Here is a 16,165-nt window from a genome sequence, read left to right on the forward strand (position 1 = left end):
CCCCGCCTTGTAGGAGCCGGCTTGCCGGCGCAGGCGTCCGCCAAGGCAGGTGCTTGGCTTGAGGGCCTCTTCGCCGGCAAGCCGGCTCCTACGGGATGAGCGGGATCGGATCAACGGAACGGCTCAATTGCGCAAACACTGATCTGAGGCAGTCTCCCTGTAACATTTGGCAACGATCATGGGCGACACTCCTTTCCAGCAACAGGATTGTCCGGCAATGGCCACCCCGTCACTGACTGCCGCGTCTCCCAGCCCCGACATCAAACCGCAACTGGATAAAAAACCCGGTGCCTTCACCCTGGTGATCTTCTTCGCCGTGCTGGCCATGGGCTTGCTGTTCACCGCCTACAGCCTGGTGCACGACATGCACGAGCTGGGCACCACGGTCACCACCTGGACCCCGTTCCTGCTGCTGGGCGTGGCGCTGCTGATCGCCCTGGGCTTCGAGTTCGTCAACGGTTTCCACGACACCGCCAACGCCGTGGCCACGGTGATCTACACCCACTCCCTGCCGCCGCAGTTCGCGGTGGTCTGGTCCGGCCTGTTCAACTTCCTCGGGGTGCTGCTGTCCAGCGGCGCGGTGGCTTTCGGCATCATCGCCCTGCTGCCGGTGGAGCTGATCCTGCAAGTGGGCTCCTCCGCCGGCTTCGCCATGATCTTCGCCCTGCTGATCGCCGCCATCCTGTGGAACCTCGGCACCTGGTGGCTGGGGCTGCCAGCCTCTTCGTCCCACACCCTGATCGGCTCGATCATCGGCGTCGGCGTGGCCAACGCACTGATGCACGGCCGCGACGGCACCAGCGGCGTGGACTGGAGCCAGGCCACCAAGGTCGGCTACGCGCTGTTGTTCTCGCCACTGATCGGCTTCGTGTTCGCCGCCCTGCTGCTGTTGGCCCTGCGCCTGTTCGTCAAGAACCGCGCCCTGTACAAGGCGCCCAAGGGCGACGCGCCGCCACCCTGGTGGATTCGCGGCCTGCTGATCCTGACCTGCACCGGGGTGTCCTTCGCCCACGGCTCCAACGACGGCCAGAAAGGCATGGGCCTGATCATGCTGATCCTGGTGGGCACCCTGCCCATGGCCTACGCGCTGAACCGCACCATGCCCGCCGACCAGTCGTTGCAGTTCGCCGCGGTGGCCGAAGTCACCCAGCAAGCCCTGATCAAGAGCGCCCCGCAACCGGCACCGGCCGATCCTCGCGCGGTGCTCTCGGAGTACATGCGCAGCAAGCAAGCGACACCGGAACTGATCCCCGCCCTGGCCGCCCTGACCGGTGCCATCGGCAGTGAAGTGAAGGGCTACGGCTCCCTGGCCAAGGTACCCGCCGAAGCCATGGGCAACGTGCGCAACGACATGTACCTGACCAGCGAAGCAATCCGCCTGATGGACAAGCACCAGGTTGGCCACTTCGATCAGGACACCCGGGACAAGCTGCAGCTGTTCAAGCAGCAGATCGACAACGCCACCCGCTTCATTCCGCTGTGGGTGAAGATCGCCGTGGCCATCGCCCTCGGCCTGGGCACCATGGTCGGCTGGAAGCGCATCGTCGTGACCGTCGGCGAGAAGATCGGCAAGACCCACCTGACCTACGCCCAGGGCGCTTCGGCGGAAACCGTGGCGATGCTGACCATCGGCGCGGCGGACCTGTTCGGCCTGCCGGTATCGACCACCCACGTGCTGTCCTCGGGGGTGGCCGGGACCATGGTGGCCAATGGCGGTGGGTTGCAGATGCGCACCATCCGCAACCTGGCCATGGCCTGGGTCCTGACCCTGCCGGCGGCGATCCTGCTCTCCGGCAGCCTGTACTGGCTGTTCACCCAACTGTTCTGAGCAGCCAGCGCCTGCGCCGTCGCCCGCTCAGCCGGCGGCGGGCAGGCCGCGCTGCAAGCGAGCGGCGAGCCCGGCCTGCAAGGCAAACGCCAGGACCCCGGTCAGTGGCGCGGAAAAACTCGCCAGGCCGCCCCCCGCCCACATCAGCATCAGGCCCAGGGCCGTGCCGCCGAACCAGGCCGTCAGCCCCACCGGGTTGAAGGCCGCCACGCGATCGAGCGCCGCGCCGTCGGTACGCCCCAGCAGGATCTGCGCCAGGGCCACACCCACCCAGGCCACCACGAAGATCCCCTGATAGGCCAGGGCCTTGAGCAGGTAGGCGAACACGTCCGCCAGCATCAGGCCGTAGACGATGATGCCCACGGCCACCGCCCACATCAGGTAGGAGCCGCGCAAGCCGAAGCGGGCGAAGAACGCCTGCATGTTCAGGGTCGCCAGGTAGTAGTTGGCGGTGTTGATCCGGGTCTGGGTGGCCCAGACGAACAACAGGCCCCAGAGCCCCATCAACTGCAGGATGGCCATCACCACCGAGACTTCATTGAGGGCGCCCTCATGGGGAATGCTGCTCACCAGGTAGATCCCCGCCGCACCGTTGAGCAGGAACGTCACCGCGTAGAACGGCATGCCGAAGTTCCAGCGACCGTGGTAGCCGGCATCTGCGGGCTTGCCGAAGCGCGCGTAGTCGAAGGTGAACAGCATCAGGATCCACACCCCCATGTAGGCCACGAAGCAATCCCACCAGCCCGTGCTGCTGGGATTGGCCGGGCCGAAATCCAGCCATTGCGGCTGGTAGCCATAACGGCTGATGGACAGGCCCACGGCGAACAGCAAGCCCCCCAGGTACACCGGCAGCAGCACGCCGTTGAGCTTGTCCAGCCAGTGCTGCACGCTGCCCAGGATCAGCGGCACGCTGTACAGCACCACCACCAGCGCCGCCAGCGGGTACAGCAGTTGCGGGTACAGGTGGTTGAGCGCCACGGCGATCACCGAGCCCTCGAACACCGCGTAGTAGATGGCCGTGGAGAAAAAGATCAGGGTCGCCAGGCAAGCCCCGGTGCTGCCGAACAGCAACCGCGAGAACAGCGCCACCGAGAGCCCGCTGCGCATGGCGAAACGGCTGAGCACGCTGTTGATCAGGCCATAGCTGAGCACCGACAGGAGCATGCCGATCAAGGCATTGCGGGTGCCATAGGACAAGGCCAGGGAGGCGCCGACCACGATATAGAACATCGCGCTGCACACCGCCCACCAGGCCATGGTCAGGGACAGCCGGCCCATGCGTGCATCGCTGGGTAGGGCCACGTTGGCCGGGGTCTGCCCGGTTTGATTCGCTTGCGATAAAGCTGCCATGTGCGTGTACTCCAGAACCGATCAAGGGTTGAAGCGCGGGCAGCCGTCACCGCACCGAAGTGCGGCGTTGGCGTACCGTTTGGCATGGCCCGCGCGATGCGGCGGGCAGAATCAGGAAGGAAACAGTTTGCTCAGACAGCCGAGCTTTTTCTTGTAGGAGCGCCGGGCCTCCAGCGCTTCTTCGAGGGTCACCGCGACAAAGCGGGCCTTCTGGTTGGGCTGCATCTGGCCGATCAGGTCAAGGTCGGCGCTGATCACCGTGCCGATCATGGCGTAGCCGCCACCGGACACCGCGTCCCGGTGCAGGACAATGGGCTCCAGCCCCGCCGGCACCTGGATCGAGCCGATCGGGTAGCAGCTGTCGACGATGTTCGAAGGATCGGAACCGGCGCCGAACGGCTGCTCCCGGGGCTGGAAGCTCAAGGCGCTGCCGCCCTTGAAGCGGTAGCCGATGCGGTCCGCTTCCGAGCCCACGGTCCAGGGTTCGGCGAAGAAGCTGGCCTTGGCCGCGTCGCTCAAGCGTTCGTAGTACAGGCCCGGCACCACCCGCAGGGTGATCTCGCCGCCCAGGGACTGGCGCAGCGCCATGGGCAAGCTGGCACCGGCTCGCCCCTTGCCGCTGGCGACGCCCACCGGCAGCTCATCCCCGGCCGCCAGACGCCGACCCTGGAAGCCACCGAGGGCGCCCAGGGCGTAGGTCGAGCGGCTGCCCAACACCAGCGGCACATCGATGCCACCGGCCACCGCCAGATAGGCTCGGGCCCCGGCCTTGGGAAAGTCGAAGCGCAGCACTTGCCCGGCCTTGACCGCAAAGGCGGTGTCCAGGTGCATGTCCACGCCATCGAGCTTGGGGGTCATGTGGGCGCCGCAAACCGCCACCAGGGCGTCGGCGCTGAACTCAAGCTCCGGCCCGAGCAGCGTGCACTCCAGCCCCGCCGCGCCTGCCGGGTTGCCGACCAATTGGTTGGCCGCGCTCAGGGCGTACTGGTCCAGGGCCCCGGACGGCGGAATCCCCAGGTGATAGAAACCTTCGCGGCCCAAGTCCTGCACCGATGTGGCCAGGCCCGGTTTGATGACCTTGATCATGCCAGCACCTCCTGCAGCGATTTGGGATAGCCGACCGGATCGGCGAGAAAGGCATCCAGGGAAAACTCCACCTCGCGGATGCGCAGGTCGAAGCGCCCGGCCTCGACCTCGGCCACCGCCCGGTCATAGGCCTCGCGGTCGATGGGCTTGAACTGCACGATGTCCCCTGGACGGAAGAACACCATGTGCGCCTTGAGGTAGGCCAGTTGCTGCTGCGGGTCGTAGATCGGTGCCGGAGTGACGCCGAACATCTGGTAGCCACCGGCGCCACGCACCGAGTAGATGCAGCCGAAACAGCCACCGTGGCCCAGGGTCAGCTTGGGCGTATCGGTGCGCGGCCGCAGGTACTTGGGCACCTGCAACTGCCGTTGGCGCTCGACCATCTGGAACATGAACGGCAACCCGGCGACGAAGCCCACCATGGAGACGAACCAGGGCGCGCCGCTGTGGGCGGCAATGAAGGCCTCGACGTCCGCCAGGCCGTTGATCCGCGCCGCGTACTCAAGATCGGTGGCGCTGGGGTCCTGGTGCCGGTCGCGAAAGCGCATCAGGGTTTCATGGGTCCAGGGGTCGTTGTACAGCACCGGGATCTCGATGATCCGCGTGTGCAGGCTGCGCTCGGCCACCGCTCCGGCCTCGGCCTGCTGCACCGCTTCCAGCAGGGCTTGCGGAGCGATGCGGTCCGGGTCGAAACGGATCTGGAACGAGGCATTGGCCAGGCACACATCCAGCACCCCGTCCAATTCCAGGCGCTCCACGGCGCGGGTCACCGCCATGCCCTTGAAGAAGGCTTCCAGGGACATGCTGTCGCTGACTTCGGCGAACAGGTGCTCGTCGGCGCCAAAGCTGTAGCGGATCGGCTGGCTCATGCGACACCTCCGGCGCGGCGCGTGGCCAGCCAGGTTTCCAGGGTTCCGGTGTGAAAGTCGGCCTGCTGCAACCAGGGTTCGGCCAGCAGTTCACGGTGCAGCGACAAGGTACTGGCCATGCCGCTCAGGGTGGTCTGCTCCACGGCCAGGCGCGCCCGGGCCAGGGCCTGGTCGCGATCGGCTCCGTGGACGATCAGCTTGGCCAGCAGCGAGTCGTAGTACGGCGGCACAGCATAGCCCGGGTACAGGTGGCTATCGACCCGCACTCCCGGCCCCTGCGGCCAGACCAGTTGCTCGACCCGACCCGGGCTGGGGAAGAAATCCCGCGCCGGGTCTTCGGCGTTCAGGCGCATCTGCAAGGCCGCGCCATTGAGCTGGATATCGCTCTGGCGCAACCCCAGGGGCTCGCCCCCGGCAATGCGCAACATGGCCTGGACCAGATCGACGCCGGTGATCAGCTCGCTGATCGGGTGCTCGACCTGGATCCGCGTGTTCATCTCGATAAAGAAGAACTCGCCGGTGCTGTCGTCATACAGGTATTCCAGGGTGCCAGCGCCCTGATAGCCCAAGGCTTGGGTCAGGCGCACGGCGCTGCTGCACAACTGCTCACGCTGCGCGGCGCTGAGCACCGGCGACGGCGCTTCCTCGAAGATCTTCTGCCGCCGCCGTTGCAGTGAGCACTCGCGCTCGAACAGGTGCACCGCGTGCTGGCCATCGCCCAGTACCTGGACCTCGATATGCCGCGCGCGGCCGATGAAACGCTCCAGGTACACCGCGCCGTTGCCGAACGCGGTCTGGGCTTCGCGTTGCGCCCGCGGGAACTCCTCGGCCAGTTGTGCAGCGTTCTGGGCCAGGCGGATCCCGCGCCCGCCACCACCGGCACTGGCCTTGATCAACAGCGGGAAGCCCACGCTGTCAGCGGCCTTGAGCGCGGCCTCCAGGTCAAAGAGCTCGTCCGGTGAACCGGGTACCACCGGCACCCCGGCCGCCTGGGCGGTGCGCCGGGCTTCGGCCTTGTCCCCCATGCGGCGGATGGTTTCGGCGCTGGGCCCGACGAAAATCGCCCCGGCCTCGACCACTGCCTCGGCGAAACCGGCGTTCTCGGAAAGAAAGCCATAGCCCGGGTGCACCGCGTTGGCACCGCTGGCCTGCAAGGCCGCGAGCAGGGCCTGGATATTCAGGTAGCTCTTGTCGGCCCGGGCCGGGCCGATGATCTGCACTTCATCGGCCAGGCGCGCGGCCATGGAGTCGGCATCCGCCTCGCTGCACGCGGCAACCGTGGGAATGCCCAGGGCCTTGGCCGCGCCAATGATGCGCACGGCGATCTCGCCACGGTTGGCCACCAGCAATTTCTTGATTGCTTGAGTCATGCCCCGGCCCTCACTGCTTGAGCGTCGCGACGACCTGACCCGGTTCCACCGGATCACCGTCCTGCACCGCAAAGGCGCTGACCTGGCCCGCGCTCCCGGCGGTCAGTTCGGAAAACTGCTTCATGACTTCGATCAGGCCGATCACGGTATCGGCGCTGACGAGGTCGCCGACCTCGACGAAAGGCGCCGATTCAGGGGTGGCCTTGCGATAGAAGGTGCCCGGCAAGGGGGTGATAACACTGTGTTCGGCCATGTCTGTTCCTTTTGGAATAGTTGTAGAAAGGCAGGCAAAAATTCAAAACTCGGGTGAGGCCCGCATCTGTGCGCGGTGCTTCTTGTCGATGGCTGGCTCTGGATGCGCTCAGCGCGGTGCGCGCACCTCGATGCCGGCCTGGTCCAGCGCGGTGCGGGTGGCCTCGACCAAATCCAGGGCGCCCGGGGTGTCGCTGTGCAGGCAGATGGAATCGAACTCGAGGAACAACTCCTCGCCTTCGACGGTGCGCACCAGGCCGGTCTGGCAGGCGCGCAGCACCTTGGCCGCCACCGCGGTCGGGTCCAGGGCGCGGACATTGCGGGTAAACACGATGGAGCCGCTGAGGTCGTAGTCGCGGTCGGCGTAGAACTCGCGGATCACCGGCTGCCCCAGTTCCCGGGCCACGTGCCAGATCACCGAGTTGGGCATGCAATACAGCAGCAGCTCGGGCTCCAGTTTGCGCAGGTTTTCCACCAGCAGCCGCGCCGCCTCCTCGTCCCGGGCCAGATGCATGTAGAGCGCGCCGTGGGGCTTGATGTGTTGCAGCTTCACGCCTTGCACCCGGGCCAGCTCACGCAGGGCGCCGAGCTGATAGAGCATGTCGTCCACCAGCTCCTGGGCCGGGGCATTGATGTGCCGGCGACCGAAACCCACCAGGTCGCGAAACCCCGGGTGAGCGCCGATGGCCACCCCACGGCGCTTGGCCTGCTCGATGGTGCGGCGCATGGTGCCGGGGTCGCCGGCATGGAAGCCGGTGGCGATGTTGGCCGAACTGATGAAGCCCATCAGTTCGTTGTCGACGCCATCGCCGATGGTCCAGGGGCCGAAGCTCTCGCCCATGTCCGAATTGAAATCCACTGCCTGCATCACTGTTGCTCCAACTCTTGTGACTTCGTGCAACAGAAATTAGAGCGGCCTTGACCCCTTGGGAAGATCTATTATCAGATAGAGCTTCTTCTGAAAAACAGATAAAACTATCGGACAGCGCTGTAGGTGACGGCATCGGCGTTCGCGCGATGGCCTTGGCCGGCAAGCCGGCTCCTACAGGACAAGAGGGGAATGGGCCATGTCGTTGACCTTGCGCCAGGTGCGCTATTTCGTGGCCACCGCCGAGATCGGGCAGATCTCCCAGGCGGCGATTCACTTGAACATTTCGCAGTCGGCGGTGACCACGGCGATCAAGGAACTGGAGGCCATGCTCGCCGTGCAGTTGTTCGTGCGCTCGGCCCAGGGCATGAACCTGACCGATGCCGGGCGGCACTTTCTCAACCGCGCCTACGTGATACTGCGCAGCGTCGAGGATGCCCTGAACAGCCCGTTGCCGGACTACCGGGCCAGCGGCGTGCTGCACCTGGCGGCCAGCTACACGGTGATCGGCTACTTCCTGCCGCACCACCTGCAGCGCCTGGAGCACTGGCACCCGGACGTCACCATCGAGCTGCATGAACAGGAACGCCAGGCCATCGAACAAGGCTTGCTGGAAGGCCGCTTCGACATGGCGGTGGTGCTCACCGCCAACCTGACCCACCCGGACATCGTCTCGCAGACCCTGTTCAACTCCGAGCGCCGGCTATGGCTGCCGGCCCACCATCCGCTGTGCGAACGCACCAGCATCAGCCTGGCGGACGTGGCCCAGGAGCCGTTCATCCTGCTCACCGTCGACGAAGCCGAACAGAGCGCCATGCGCTATTGGGAACAGGCCGGCCAGCAGCCCAACGTGCGGGTGCGCACCAGCTCGGTGGAGGCGGTGCGCAGCATGGTGGCCAACGGCAGCGGCGTGGCGATTCTTTCGGACCTGGTGCACCGGCCCTGGTCCCTGGAGGGCAAGCGCATCGAGACCCTGAGCCTGAGCGACGCGGTCACGCCGATGAGCGTGGGGCTGGCCTGGCATCGCGAACGCACCTTCACCCCGGCGATGCAGGCCTTGCGTGCCTACTTCCACGACGCCTTCCTCGCGCCCCAGCAACACCTGGCACGACGCTGAGCCCCCTCGTAGGCCCACAGGGCCTTGCCCGGCGATCGCCCGCCAAACCCGCAGCGGCCTCAGCATCCTGGCCTCTGTTGCATCGGGATGCCGCCCAAGCCGTTCACCGCCTGCGGCAGCGGCGACAGGGCTGATTCAGGGACAGGTCCAGCGCTGCGCGGCGGCGGCGATCTGCCCGGCCAGCTGGGCGATGGCCTGCTGGTGGGCCTGCACCAGGCTGCTCAGTTCGATACCCGCCGGCTGACGGATCTGGCTGCTGCAGGTCAGGCTGCGGGCCGGGCCGCCCTCGCCCCGCAGGCGCAGGCTCCAGACCACATCGATCAGCGCATAGCGACCGGGCAGGGATTCGAAACGCCGCACATCGGTCTGCAATGACAGCACCGGACGCCCGGGCTGCTTGGGCAGCCCTTCTAGGTTGCGGGTGCCGAGTTTCTGCTCCATCTGGCTGGCCAGGGCATCGTGGAATTCGTCCACCAGCGGTGCGCTCCAGCGCTGGGTTTCGAGGATCGCCAGGCTGCCGCTGTCCTGGCGTACCACCAGTTGCGGCTGGTCCACCTGCACCGGAATGCGCACCGTGGACATTTCGAACTGCGGCCCATCAGCGCGGGCCGCGCCGCTGCCTTCGGCGACTGGCGGCAGCAAGGTGTAGTAACGGGTGGGCGCGGAACTGCAGGCGGCCAGCCCCAGGGTCAGGCAGAGCAACAGGGCACGGGTTTTCATGGCTGGGCTTCCGGTACGGATTCGCGAACAGAGGAGGATGGCGACTGGTAGGCATCCGGTTGGTTGTCTTTGAGGCGCCCGCGGATCAGCGCTTCCGGATGACGCCCGAGGAAGTCGCTGAGCACCCGTACCGAACGCGCGGTGCGCTGCACTTCTTCCATGGCCTGGCTGAGTTTCTGGCGCTGCGGCGAGTCCTCGGAGAAGCTCTCGTTGGCGCTGGCCAGGGTCTTCTTCGATTGCTCCAGGGTGTCGCGCATCTGCGGCAGCACCTCGCCATTGACCTGCTTGAGGGTCTTCTGCATCTGCGCGAGGCTGCCATCGAGGTTGGCGGCAATCGAGTCAATCGGCAGCTTGCTGATCTTGTCGACCACGGCCTGCAACTGCTCCTGCAACTTGTCCATGCTGCCCGGGATGGTGGGGATCTCCAGCGGCCGCGCCGCCGCGTCGTAGGCCACCGGCTTGGCGTTGGCGACAAAGTCCAGGGAGATGTACAGCTGCCCGGTCAGCAGGTTGCCGCTGCGGGGCTGGGCCCGCAGGCCGTTCTTGACGAAGGTGCCGATCAGCTTGGCCGAGCGCGCGTCGTCTTCGCCGCCGGTCTGCTTCACCAGTTTTTCGTGGGCCTTGCCCAGGCGCTCGGGATAGATCACCGCGCCGACCAGGGTCGGGAAATACTTGCGCTGTTCGTCGTAGTCCAGGTCCATGGACACCACCTTGCCGATGTTCACCCCGAGGAACTCCACCGGGGCATTGAGCGACAGGCCGCGCAGGGCCTGGTCGAAGCGCATGCGGATGTAATAGGGCGCGCCGTCCGGCGGGGCCAGGGCGGTGTCCTGGTCGCCGAACAGGGTGTACTCGGCGTTCTCTTCGGCCGGCTGGGCATTGGGGCTGTACTTGGGTTCGACGAAGGCAATGCCGCCGGCGAGGATCGACGACACCGACTCGGTGTTGACCTTCAGGCCGTTGGCGCCGAGGGTCACGTCGACGCCGCTGGCGTTCCAGAAGCGGGTGTCGGTGGTGACGTACTTGTCGTTGGGCGCGTTGACGAAGATCTTCACGTCCACGCCCTTGCCGCTGTTGGCCAACTGGTAGGACACCACCTGCCCCACTTCAATGCGCCGGTAGTAGACCGGCGAACCGATATCCAGCGAGCCCAGGTCATCGGTGTGCAGGGTGAAGCGCTTGCCCTTCTGCCCATAGGTGATGGGCGGCGGGGTTTCCAGGCCCTTGAAGCTGTCCTTGCGCTTTTCCGAGCGGCCGGCGTCGGCGCCGATAAAGGCTCCGGAGAGCAGAGTGTCGACCCCGGAAACGCCGTTGGCGCCGATCCGAGGGCGCACCACCCAGAACATCGAGTCGTCGGCGGTAAAGGGCTCGGCGGACTGATCCAGCTCGACCTTGGCCAGCACCTTCTTGCGGTCGTCGCTCAAGGCGATGGAGGTCACCTTGCCGATCACCACGTTCTTGTACTTGACCTGGGTCTTGTTGGCCTCCAGGCCTTCGGCGGTCTGGAAGCTGATGGTGATTTCCGGCCCCGCCGACAGCGACTTGTGCACCACCATCGACAACCCCACCAGGGCCGCGACGATCGGCACCAGCCACACCAGCGAGACATTGAAGCGCCGCGTGCGCAGCGCCGGAGCACCAGGCGCGGGCCGAGGATTTGCTGCGTTGGAACCTGGATGCTCAGACATCTTCAACCTCTGCGTCCCAGATAAGCCGGGGATCGAAACTCATGGCGGCCAACATCGTCAGCACCACCACCAAACCAAAAAACAGAATGCCCATCCGCGGATCGATGGAGCTCAGGGCACGAAACTGCACCAGGGCCGCCACCAGGGCCACCACCAGCACGTCGAGCATCGACCAGTAGCCGATCAGCTCGATGAAGCGGTACAGCTTGGCCCGCTCGCGCTGGGCCCAGAGGCTGCGGCGCTGGCAGGTCACCAACAGGGTGCCGAGGACAAAGAACTTGCTGCAGGGCACCACCACGCTGGCAATGAAGATCAGCAGGGCGATGTCCCAGGAGCCGTGTTTCCAGAACTCCACCACGCCGCTCATGATGGTGTTTTCACTGGCGCTGCCAAAGATGCTGGTGTGCATCACCGGCAGCAGGTTGGCCGGGATGTAGAAGATCAGGCTGGCCAGCAGAAAGGCCCAGGTACGCGCCAGGCTGTTGGGCTTGCGCGCATGCACCACGGCATCGCAGCGCGGGCAGCGGTGTTCGAAGTCCTGGCAGACCTGGCCGCAGGTGTGGCACAGCATCAGTTGGTAATCCCGGGCGTAGGGCGGCGCACTCATCAGTAGCGGCCCTCCAGGTCATCCCAGAGGTAGCGGATGTCCTTGCCGGAGATCAGGATGATCAGCACCGTGAGCATCGCCAGGGCCCACAGGCCCATCCCCGGATGCACATCGAGCATCCCCGCCAGCTTGACGATGGCCACCAGGATGCCCAGCAGGCACACCTCGAGCATGCTCCAGGGGCGCAGGTGCTCCAGGGCCCGCATGCAGGCCTTGAAGCCCGGCGCCGCACGGCCGACGTTGGCAAAGCCCAGCACCCAGCACAGCAGGATGATCTGCAGGCACGGCGCGAGAATGATGGTCAGGCCGGTGATCGCCGCGATCAGGCTGATGCGCCCCTGAGCCAGGGCCTCGACCGATTGCCAGAGGGTCGCCTCGTTGCTCAGGCCTTCGAGGCTGATCTTGATCACCGGAAACAGGTTGGCGAAGACGAATAACACCCCGGCGGTGATCGACAGGGCGAACAGCTGCTGCACGCTCAGGTGACGGGCGCGGGCCAGCAGCGCGCCGCAGCGCGAGCACTGGGCGGCCTGGCCCTTGCCGAGCGGCACCGATTCGTACAGCGAATCGCAGTGCTCGCAGATGATCCAGTTGCGGGAAATAGTCATGGTCTTCAGATAGTCGGGAGGGCGGCAGGTTCAGTGACTCGAACCTGCTGGCGCATATTTTCAGAAAAACATCAGGACAGTGTCCAGTTTTGTCTGCTGCGTCGCCGCCGGTGTCTACGCCATGATAGGCGCCCCGGAGATTTTCGCCGCCCGCCACCGAAGGCGGTCAATCCCGGGACGCCCTCCCGTTCAATGGGCCAGGCGCGTTTGCAGCCACTTGCCCCGCAGCACGTCGTAGGCCCAGTGGTAGAGGTAGGTGTAGGGCAGGAAGAACAACAACACGCCGATGTCGAGGAGCAAGGCCTGCAACAGGCTGATATCCAGCCACCAGGCAATCAGCGGCACACAGAAGGCCACCAGCCCGCCTTCGAACAGCAAGGCATGCAGGACCCGGGTCCTGGCGGTGTGTTCAAGCTCCAGACGCTTGAGCAAACGATCGAACAGACCGTTGAACAGCACGTTCCAGCCCAGGGCCAGAAGGCCGATGGCGAGGGTCACCAGGCCCATGTCGACCATGGGCTTGTCCATGATCCAGGACAGCAGCGGAGTACAGATCGACACCGCCAGCAGCTCAAAGGCGACCGCCTGGAAAATACGTTCGGTAAGGGATTTAGGCAGGCTCATTGCCGTACTCCTGAAGTAAAGGTGCTGGCGATCATCCAAGAGCAGGCCGATACTTGATAATCAATAACCATCGATCAAGGCGATAGTTCATGGCCTCACATGAAGTGCTGCTGGCGTTCGTCCAGGCCGCCACCCAGGGCTCCTTTTCCGCTGCCGCACGCAAGCTGGGCAAGAGCCAGTCCACCATCAGCGCGGCGGTGGCGAGCCTGGAGATCGACCTGGATGTCCAGCTGTTCGACCGCAGCAGCCGCAAGCCCGGGCTGACACCGGCCGGGCACGTGCTGCTGCAGTGCGCCGAAGAGATCCTCGCCGCCACCAGCCGCCTGGAAATGACCGCCAGCCAACTGTCCCGAGGGGTCGAGGCGAAACTCACCATTGCCCTGTCCGACACCTACCAGTCGGATCGTTTCGAAAGCTGCCTCAGCGCCTTCGAACAGCGCTATCCGGACCTGGAGCTGGAATGCCTGATCGCCGAGTGCGAGGACCTGATCGCCCTGGTGCAGAGCGGCCGGGCGCACATCGCCTTTGCCGAGCAGCAGGACGATTACCCGGCGGACCTGGAGCACAAGACCCTGGATGAACGGGGTGAAATGTCACTCTACGTGTCGCGCAACCATCCCCTGGCAGAGCGGGATCAGGTCGACGAACAAGCCCTGCGCCAGCACCGGGAACTGCGCCTGGCGACCGTGCTCAACCCTTACGAGAGCCGGAGCCAGGGCCGGGTCTGGTCGGCCCCCAGCTACCTGATGCTGCTGGAGATGGCGCAGGGCGGCTTTGGCTGGGCGCCCCTGCCGCGCTGGCTGGTGGAAGGGTTCGGCGCAGACAGGTTGCAGGAGCTGCAGGTCCGGGGCTGGCCACGCACCGTGGCGGTGGACGCGCTCTGGTCACGCCTGCACCCACCGGGTCCGGCGGGCAGCTGGTTGCTGGCGCGGATGCTGCAATGACCGCGTTCACCGGCTCCTGGCCGCCCCCCGCCAGCCGCCCTGAATCGCCAGCTTCTAGCGGGAGCCGAGCTCGGCCAGGCGCTGTTCGAGAAAGCGTCGCTCGGGGCCTTGCCGGGCCAGGGCCAAGGCGTGCTGGTAGGACTCGCGCGCGGCGGCGATATGCCCCAGTTGCCGGCAGAAATCGGCCCGCGCGGCATGGGCCAGGTGGTAATCCTGCAAGTCGCCACGCTGCAGGATGGCCTCCACTTGCTCCAGCCCCGCAGCCGGTCCATCGCGCTTGGCCAGGGCCACGGCACGGTTGAGGCGGATCACCGGCGAAGGCTGCAAACGCAGCAGGATGTCATACAGACCGACGATCTGCGCCCAATCGGTCTGTTCCGCACTCGCGGCCTCGGCATGCACCGCGGCAATCGCCGCCTGCAGGCAATAAGGCCCCGCGTGCCCGCTGCGCAGGCCGCGCTCCACCAGGGCGCAACCTTCCGCGATCAAGTCCTGCTGCCACAACGAACGGTCCTGCTGGTCCAGCAGGATCAACTCGCCAGTGGCAGAGATCCGCGCCGTGCGCCGTGACTCGTGCAACAGCATCAGCGCCAGCAGGCCCATAACCTCCGCCTCGGGCAACAGCTCCAGCAACAGGTAGCCCAGGCGAATGGCTTCGCGGGTCAGCTCATCTCGGGTCAGTTCGGCGCCCATGGAGGCCGAGTAACCCTCGTTGAATACCAGGTAGATCACCCGCAGCACGCTCTCCAGGCGCTCGGGCAATTCACTCAGTTGCGGCACCTGATAGGGAATCCCGGCGTCGCGGATCTTCGCCTTGGCGCGCACGATGCGCTGGGCAATGGTGGCCGGGGTGACCAGGAAGGCCCGGGCGATTTCCTCGGTGCTCAGGTCGCAGATCTCGCGCAGGGTCAATGGCACCTGGGCATCCGCCGCCAATGCCGGGTGGCAGCAGGTGAAGATCAGCCGCAGGCGGTCATCCTGCACATCCTCGACGCTCCAGTCGTCCTGTTCGAGCTGTTCTAACTGGCTGAGCAGCGCCGCCTGGGAGGCCGCGAAGCGCGCTCGTCGGCGCAGGGAGTCAATCGCCTTGAAGCGGCCGACCGACACCAGCCAGGCCCGGGGGTTGTCGGGCACGCCATCGGCCTGCCAGCGTTCGACAGCCACGAAGAAAGCCTCGTGCAGCGCCTCCTCGGCCAGGTCGAAATCCCCCAGCAGGCGGATCAGGGTGGCGAGGATCCGCCGCGACTGCTCGCGATAGACCTGCGCCACCAGCCCCGCCAGCGCCTCCCGGTCTTGCTCGGCCATCAGTCCGGCAGGCCCTGGGTCACCAGCGCCACCAGGCGCTCCAGGCTCTGCCCCCAACCGTCATGAAAGCCCATGGCTTCGTGAGCCTTGCGGTCGGCTTCGCTCCAGTGCATGGCACGGGCGGTGTAGAGGGTCTTGTTGCCCTGCTCCTCGAAGGTCACTTGCGCCGTCATGAACGGCTTGCCCGAAGGAATCCAGCCCGGCAGGTAGGCATCGGTAAACACCAGCCGCGACGGGGCGTCGATCTCCAGGAACACTCCCATGGTCGGGTACTCGCTGCCGTCCGGAGCGCGCATCAGGGTACGAAACTGGCCGCCGACCCACAGGTCCATTTCGCACTCCGGGGTGGTCATGCCATGGGGCCCCCACCACTGGACCAGCAAGGCCGGCTCGGTCCAGGCGCGAAATACCGTATTGCGCGGTGCGTCGATCAAGCGGCTGATCGACAGTTCATGCTCGGCGGACCTGCGGCCCGCGGTTGGGAATGTCATCGAAAAACTCCTGTTCAGGGGGATGTTCAGGGCTTCAATTCACGTACCGGACGCACTTCGACGCTGCCGACCCGGGCGGCCGGAATATGCCCGGCGACCTGGATCGCTTCATTCAGGTCCCGGGCCTCGATCAGGTAGAAACCGGCCAGCTGTTCCTTGGTTTCGGCGAACGGGCCGTCGGTGATCGACAGCTTGCCGCCGCGCATGCGCACCGTGGTGGCGCACTGCACCGATTGCAGCGCCTCGGCGGCGAGCATCCGCCCACTGCCCTGCACCGACTCGGCATAGGCCAGGCACTCGGCGTCCTCGGGACTGTCGGGCAGGCTGTGCAGCAAGCGCTCGTCGCTGTAGACCAGGCATAGGTATTTCATGGGCACCTCCGGACTCGGGCTGAGCAACTATGGTCGCTGTTTTGCACTTTGGCGAACCGCTCGCTGT

At 65.9% G+C, this 16,165-nt stretch carries 17 protein-coding genes; 3 read left to right on the forward strand and 14 right to left on the reverse strand.

Going from position 1 to position 16,165, the window contains the following annotated elements:
• Positions 1 to 217 precede the first annotated feature (217 nt).
• Complete coding sequence (locus tag POS17_RS22755; protein WP_060840622.1) at positions 218 to 1,828, forward strand: inorganic phosphate transporter; 1,611 nt, start codon at positions 218 to 220, stop codon at positions 1,826 to 1,828.
• A 27-nt stretch (positions 1,829 to 1,855) separates the two neighbouring features.
• Here the strand turns inward: POS17_RS22755 and POS17_RS22760 are convergent, their stop codons facing one another.
• The 6 genes from POS17_RS22760 to POS17_RS22785 all read right to left on the reverse strand — a co-directional run bounded on the left by POS17_RS22760 (position 1,856) and on the right by POS17_RS22785 (position 7,623).
• Positions 1,856 to 3,178, reverse strand: a complete 1,323-nt coding sequence (locus POS17_RS22760) for a purine-cytosine permease family protein (protein ID WP_060840623.1) — start codon at positions 3,176 to 3,178, stop codon at positions 1,856 to 1,858.
• A 111-nt stretch (positions 3,179 to 3,289) separates the two neighbouring features.
• Positions 3,290 to 4,264: a biotin-dependent carboxyltransferase family protein gene (locus POS17_RS22765; RefSeq protein WP_060840624.1), complete on the reverse strand. Its 975-nt coding sequence runs from the start codon at positions 4,262 to 4,264 to the stop codon at positions 3,290 to 3,292.
• Positions 4,261 to 5,133 carry a 5-oxoprolinase subunit B family protein gene (locus tag POS17_RS22770; protein WP_060840625.1) on the reverse strand — a complete coding sequence of 291 codons (873 nt, stop codon included), beginning with the start codon at positions 5,131 to 5,133 and terminating at the stop codon, positions 4,261 to 4,263. The genes POS17_RS22765 and POS17_RS22770 overlap by 4 nt, the downstream gene beginning before the upstream one ends.
• Complete coding sequence (locus POS17_RS22775; protein WP_060840626.1) at positions 5,130 to 6,503, reverse strand: acetyl-CoA carboxylase biotin carboxylase subunit; 1,374 nt, start codon at positions 6,501 to 6,503, stop codon at positions 5,130 to 5,132. The genes POS17_RS22770 and POS17_RS22775 overlap by 4 nt, the downstream gene beginning before the upstream one ends.
• A gap of 10 nt (positions 6,504 to 6,513) precedes the next feature.
• Entirely contained in the window at positions 6,514 to 6,756 is a 243-nt protein-coding gene (locus POS17_RS22780; protein WP_060840627.1) for an acetyl-CoA carboxylase, read from the reverse strand.
• Positions 6,757 to 6,864: 108 nt separating this feature from the next.
• Positions 6,865 to 7,623: a 5-oxoprolinase subunit PxpA gene (locus POS17_RS22785; protein ID WP_060840628.1), complete on the reverse strand. Its 759-nt coding sequence runs from the start codon at positions 7,621 to 7,623 to the stop codon at positions 6,865 to 6,867.
• Between the two features lie 199 nt (positions 7,624 to 7,822).
• Between POS17_RS22785 and POS17_RS22790 the strand changes: the two genes are divergently transcribed.
• Complete coding sequence (locus POS17_RS22790) at positions 7,823 to 8,740, forward strand: LysR family transcriptional regulator (RefSeq protein WP_060840629.1); 918 nt, start codon at positions 7,823 to 7,825, stop codon at positions 8,738 to 8,740.
• A 135-nt stretch (positions 8,741 to 8,875) separates the two neighbouring features.
• Here the strand turns inward: POS17_RS22790 and POS17_RS22795 are convergent, their stop codons facing one another.
• The 5 genes from POS17_RS22795 to POS17_RS22815 all read right to left on the reverse strand — a co-directional run bounded on the left by POS17_RS22795 (position 8,876) and on the right by POS17_RS22815 (position 12,987).
• Positions 8,876 to 9,460, reverse strand: coding sequence for a PqiC family protein (locus tag POS17_RS22795; RefSeq protein ID WP_060840630.1), 585 nt, complete (start codon positions 9,458 to 9,460; stop codon positions 8,876 to 8,878).
• A complete protein-coding gene (locus POS17_RS22800; protein ID WP_060840631.1) occupies positions 9,457 to 11,148 on the reverse strand; it encodes a PqiB family protein in 1,692 nt (563 codons plus the stop codon). Before POS17_RS22800 ends, POS17_RS22795 begins: the two co-directional genes overlap by 4 nt.
• Positions 11,141 to 11,755: a paraquat-inducible protein A gene (locus POS17_RS22805; RefSeq protein ID WP_060840632.1), complete on the reverse strand. Its 615-nt coding sequence runs from the start codon at positions 11,753 to 11,755 to the stop codon at positions 11,141 to 11,143. The genes POS17_RS22800 and POS17_RS22805 overlap by 8 nt, the downstream gene beginning before the upstream one ends.
• Entirely contained in the window at positions 11,755 to 12,363 is a 609-nt protein-coding gene (locus POS17_RS22810; protein ID WP_060840633.1) for a paraquat-inducible protein A, read from the reverse strand. The genes POS17_RS22805 and POS17_RS22810 overlap by 1 nt, the downstream gene beginning before the upstream one ends.
• Positions 12,364 to 12,552: 189 nt before the next feature.
• On the reverse strand, positions 12,553 to 12,987 hold the full coding sequence (locus POS17_RS22815) for a multidrug/biocide efflux PACE transporter (protein ID WP_060840634.1): 435 nt from the start codon (positions 12,985 to 12,987) through the stop codon (positions 12,553 to 12,555).
• Between the two features lie 89 nt (positions 12,988 to 13,076).
• Between POS17_RS22815 and POS17_RS22820 the strand changes: the two genes are divergently transcribed.
• Positions 13,077 to 13,931: a LysR family transcriptional regulator gene (locus tag POS17_RS22820; RefSeq protein WP_060840635.1), complete on the forward strand. Its 855-nt coding sequence runs from the start codon at positions 13,077 to 13,079 to the stop codon at positions 13,929 to 13,931.
• A 54-nt stretch (positions 13,932 to 13,985) separates the two neighbouring features.
• Here POS17_RS22820 and POS17_RS22825 read toward each other — a convergent pair whose 3' ends face one another.
• From POS17_RS22825 to POS17_RS22835, 3 genes are read right to left on the reverse strand one after another with little or no spacing between them, the layout of a single operon-like run.
• Complete coding sequence (locus tag POS17_RS22825; protein WP_060840636.1) at positions 13,986 to 15,236, reverse strand: RNA polymerase sigma factor; 1,251 nt, start codon at positions 15,234 to 15,236, stop codon at positions 13,986 to 13,988.
• A complete protein-coding gene (locus POS17_RS22830) occupies positions 15,236 to 15,727 on the reverse strand; it encodes an SRPBCC family protein (RefSeq protein ID WP_060840637.1) in 492 nt (163 codons plus the stop codon). Before POS17_RS22830 ends, POS17_RS22825 begins: the two co-directional genes overlap by 1 nt.
• Before the next feature lie 26 nt (positions 15,728 to 15,753).
• On the reverse strand, positions 15,754 to 16,098 hold the full coding sequence (locus POS17_RS22835; RefSeq protein ID WP_060840638.1) for a YciI family protein: 345 nt from the start codon (positions 16,096 to 16,098) through the stop codon (positions 15,754 to 15,756).
• Positions 16,099 to 16,165 lie beyond the last annotated feature (67 nt).

It is taken from the genome of Pseudomonas sp. Os17 (assembly GCF_001547895.1).
Lineage (GTDB): Bacteria > Pseudomonadota > Gammaproteobacteria > Pseudomonadales > Pseudomonadaceae > Aquipseudomonas.

Bases quoted from the DNA above. Each gene is read 5' to 3' on its own strand.
- POS17_RS22790 (WP_060840629.1), top strand. From the start codon at position 7,823: ATGTCGTTGACCTTGCGCCAGGTGCGCTATTTCGTGGCCACCGCCGAG.
- POS17_RS22795 (WP_060840630.1), bottom strand. From the start codon at position 9,460: ATGAAAACCCGTGCCCTGTTGCTCTGCCTGACCCTGGGGCTGGCCGCC.
- POS17_RS22800 (WP_060840631.1), bottom strand. From the start codon at position 11,148: ATGTCTGAGCATCCAGGTTCCAACGCAGCAAATCCTCGGCCCGCGCCT.
- POS17_RS22805 (WP_060840632.1), bottom strand. From the start codon at position 11,755: ATGAGTGCGCCGCCCTACGCCCGGGATTACCAACTGATGCTGTGCCAC.
- POS17_RS22835 (WP_060840638.1), bottom strand. From the start codon at position 16,098: ATGAAATACCTATGCCTGGTCTACAGCGACGAGCGCTTGCTGCACAGC.
- POS17_RS22765 (WP_060840624.1), bottom strand. From the start codon at position 4,264: ATGATCAAGGTCATCAAACCGGGCCTGGCCACATCGGTGCAGGACTTG.
- POS17_RS22770 (WP_060840625.1), bottom strand. From the start codon at position 5,133: ATGAGCCAGCCGATCCGCTACAGCTTTGGCGCCGACGAGCACCTGTTC.
- POS17_RS22785 (WP_060840628.1), bottom strand. From the start codon at position 7,623: ATGCAGGCAGTGGATTTCAATTCGGACATGGGCGAGAGCTTCGGCCCC.
- POS17_RS22760 (WP_060840623.1), bottom strand. From the start codon at position 3,178: ATGGCAGCTTTATCGCAAGCGAATCAAACCGGGCAGACCCCGGCCAAC.
- POS17_RS22755 (WP_060840622.1), top strand. From the start codon at position 218: ATGGCCACCCCGTCACTGACTGCCGCGTCTCCCAGCCCCGACATCAAA.
- POS17_RS22820 (WP_060840635.1), top strand. From the start codon at position 13,077: ATGGCCTCACATGAAGTGCTGCTGGCGTTCGTCCAGGCCGCCACCCAG.
- POS17_RS22815 (WP_060840634.1), bottom strand. From the start codon at position 12,987: ATGAGCCTGCCTAAATCCCTTACCGAACGTATTTTCCAGGCGGTCGCC.
- POS17_RS22830 (WP_060840637.1), bottom strand. From the start codon at position 15,727: ATGACATTCCCAACCGCGGGCCGCAGGTCCGCCGAGCATGAACTGTCG.
- POS17_RS22825 (WP_060840636.1), bottom strand. From the start codon at position 15,236: ATGGCCGAGCAAGACCGGGAGGCGCTGGCGGGGCTGGTGGCGCAGGTC.
- POS17_RS22775 (WP_060840626.1), bottom strand. From the start codon at position 6,503: ATGACTCAAGCAATCAAGAAATTGCTGGTGGCCAACCGTGGCGAGATC.
- POS17_RS22780 (WP_060840627.1), bottom strand. From the start codon at position 6,756: ATGGCCGAACACAGTGTTATCACCCCCTTGCCGGGCACCTTCTATCGC.
- POS17_RS22810 (WP_060840633.1), bottom strand. From the start codon at position 12,363: ATGACTATTTCCCGCAACTGGATCATCTGCGAGCACTGCGATTCGCTG.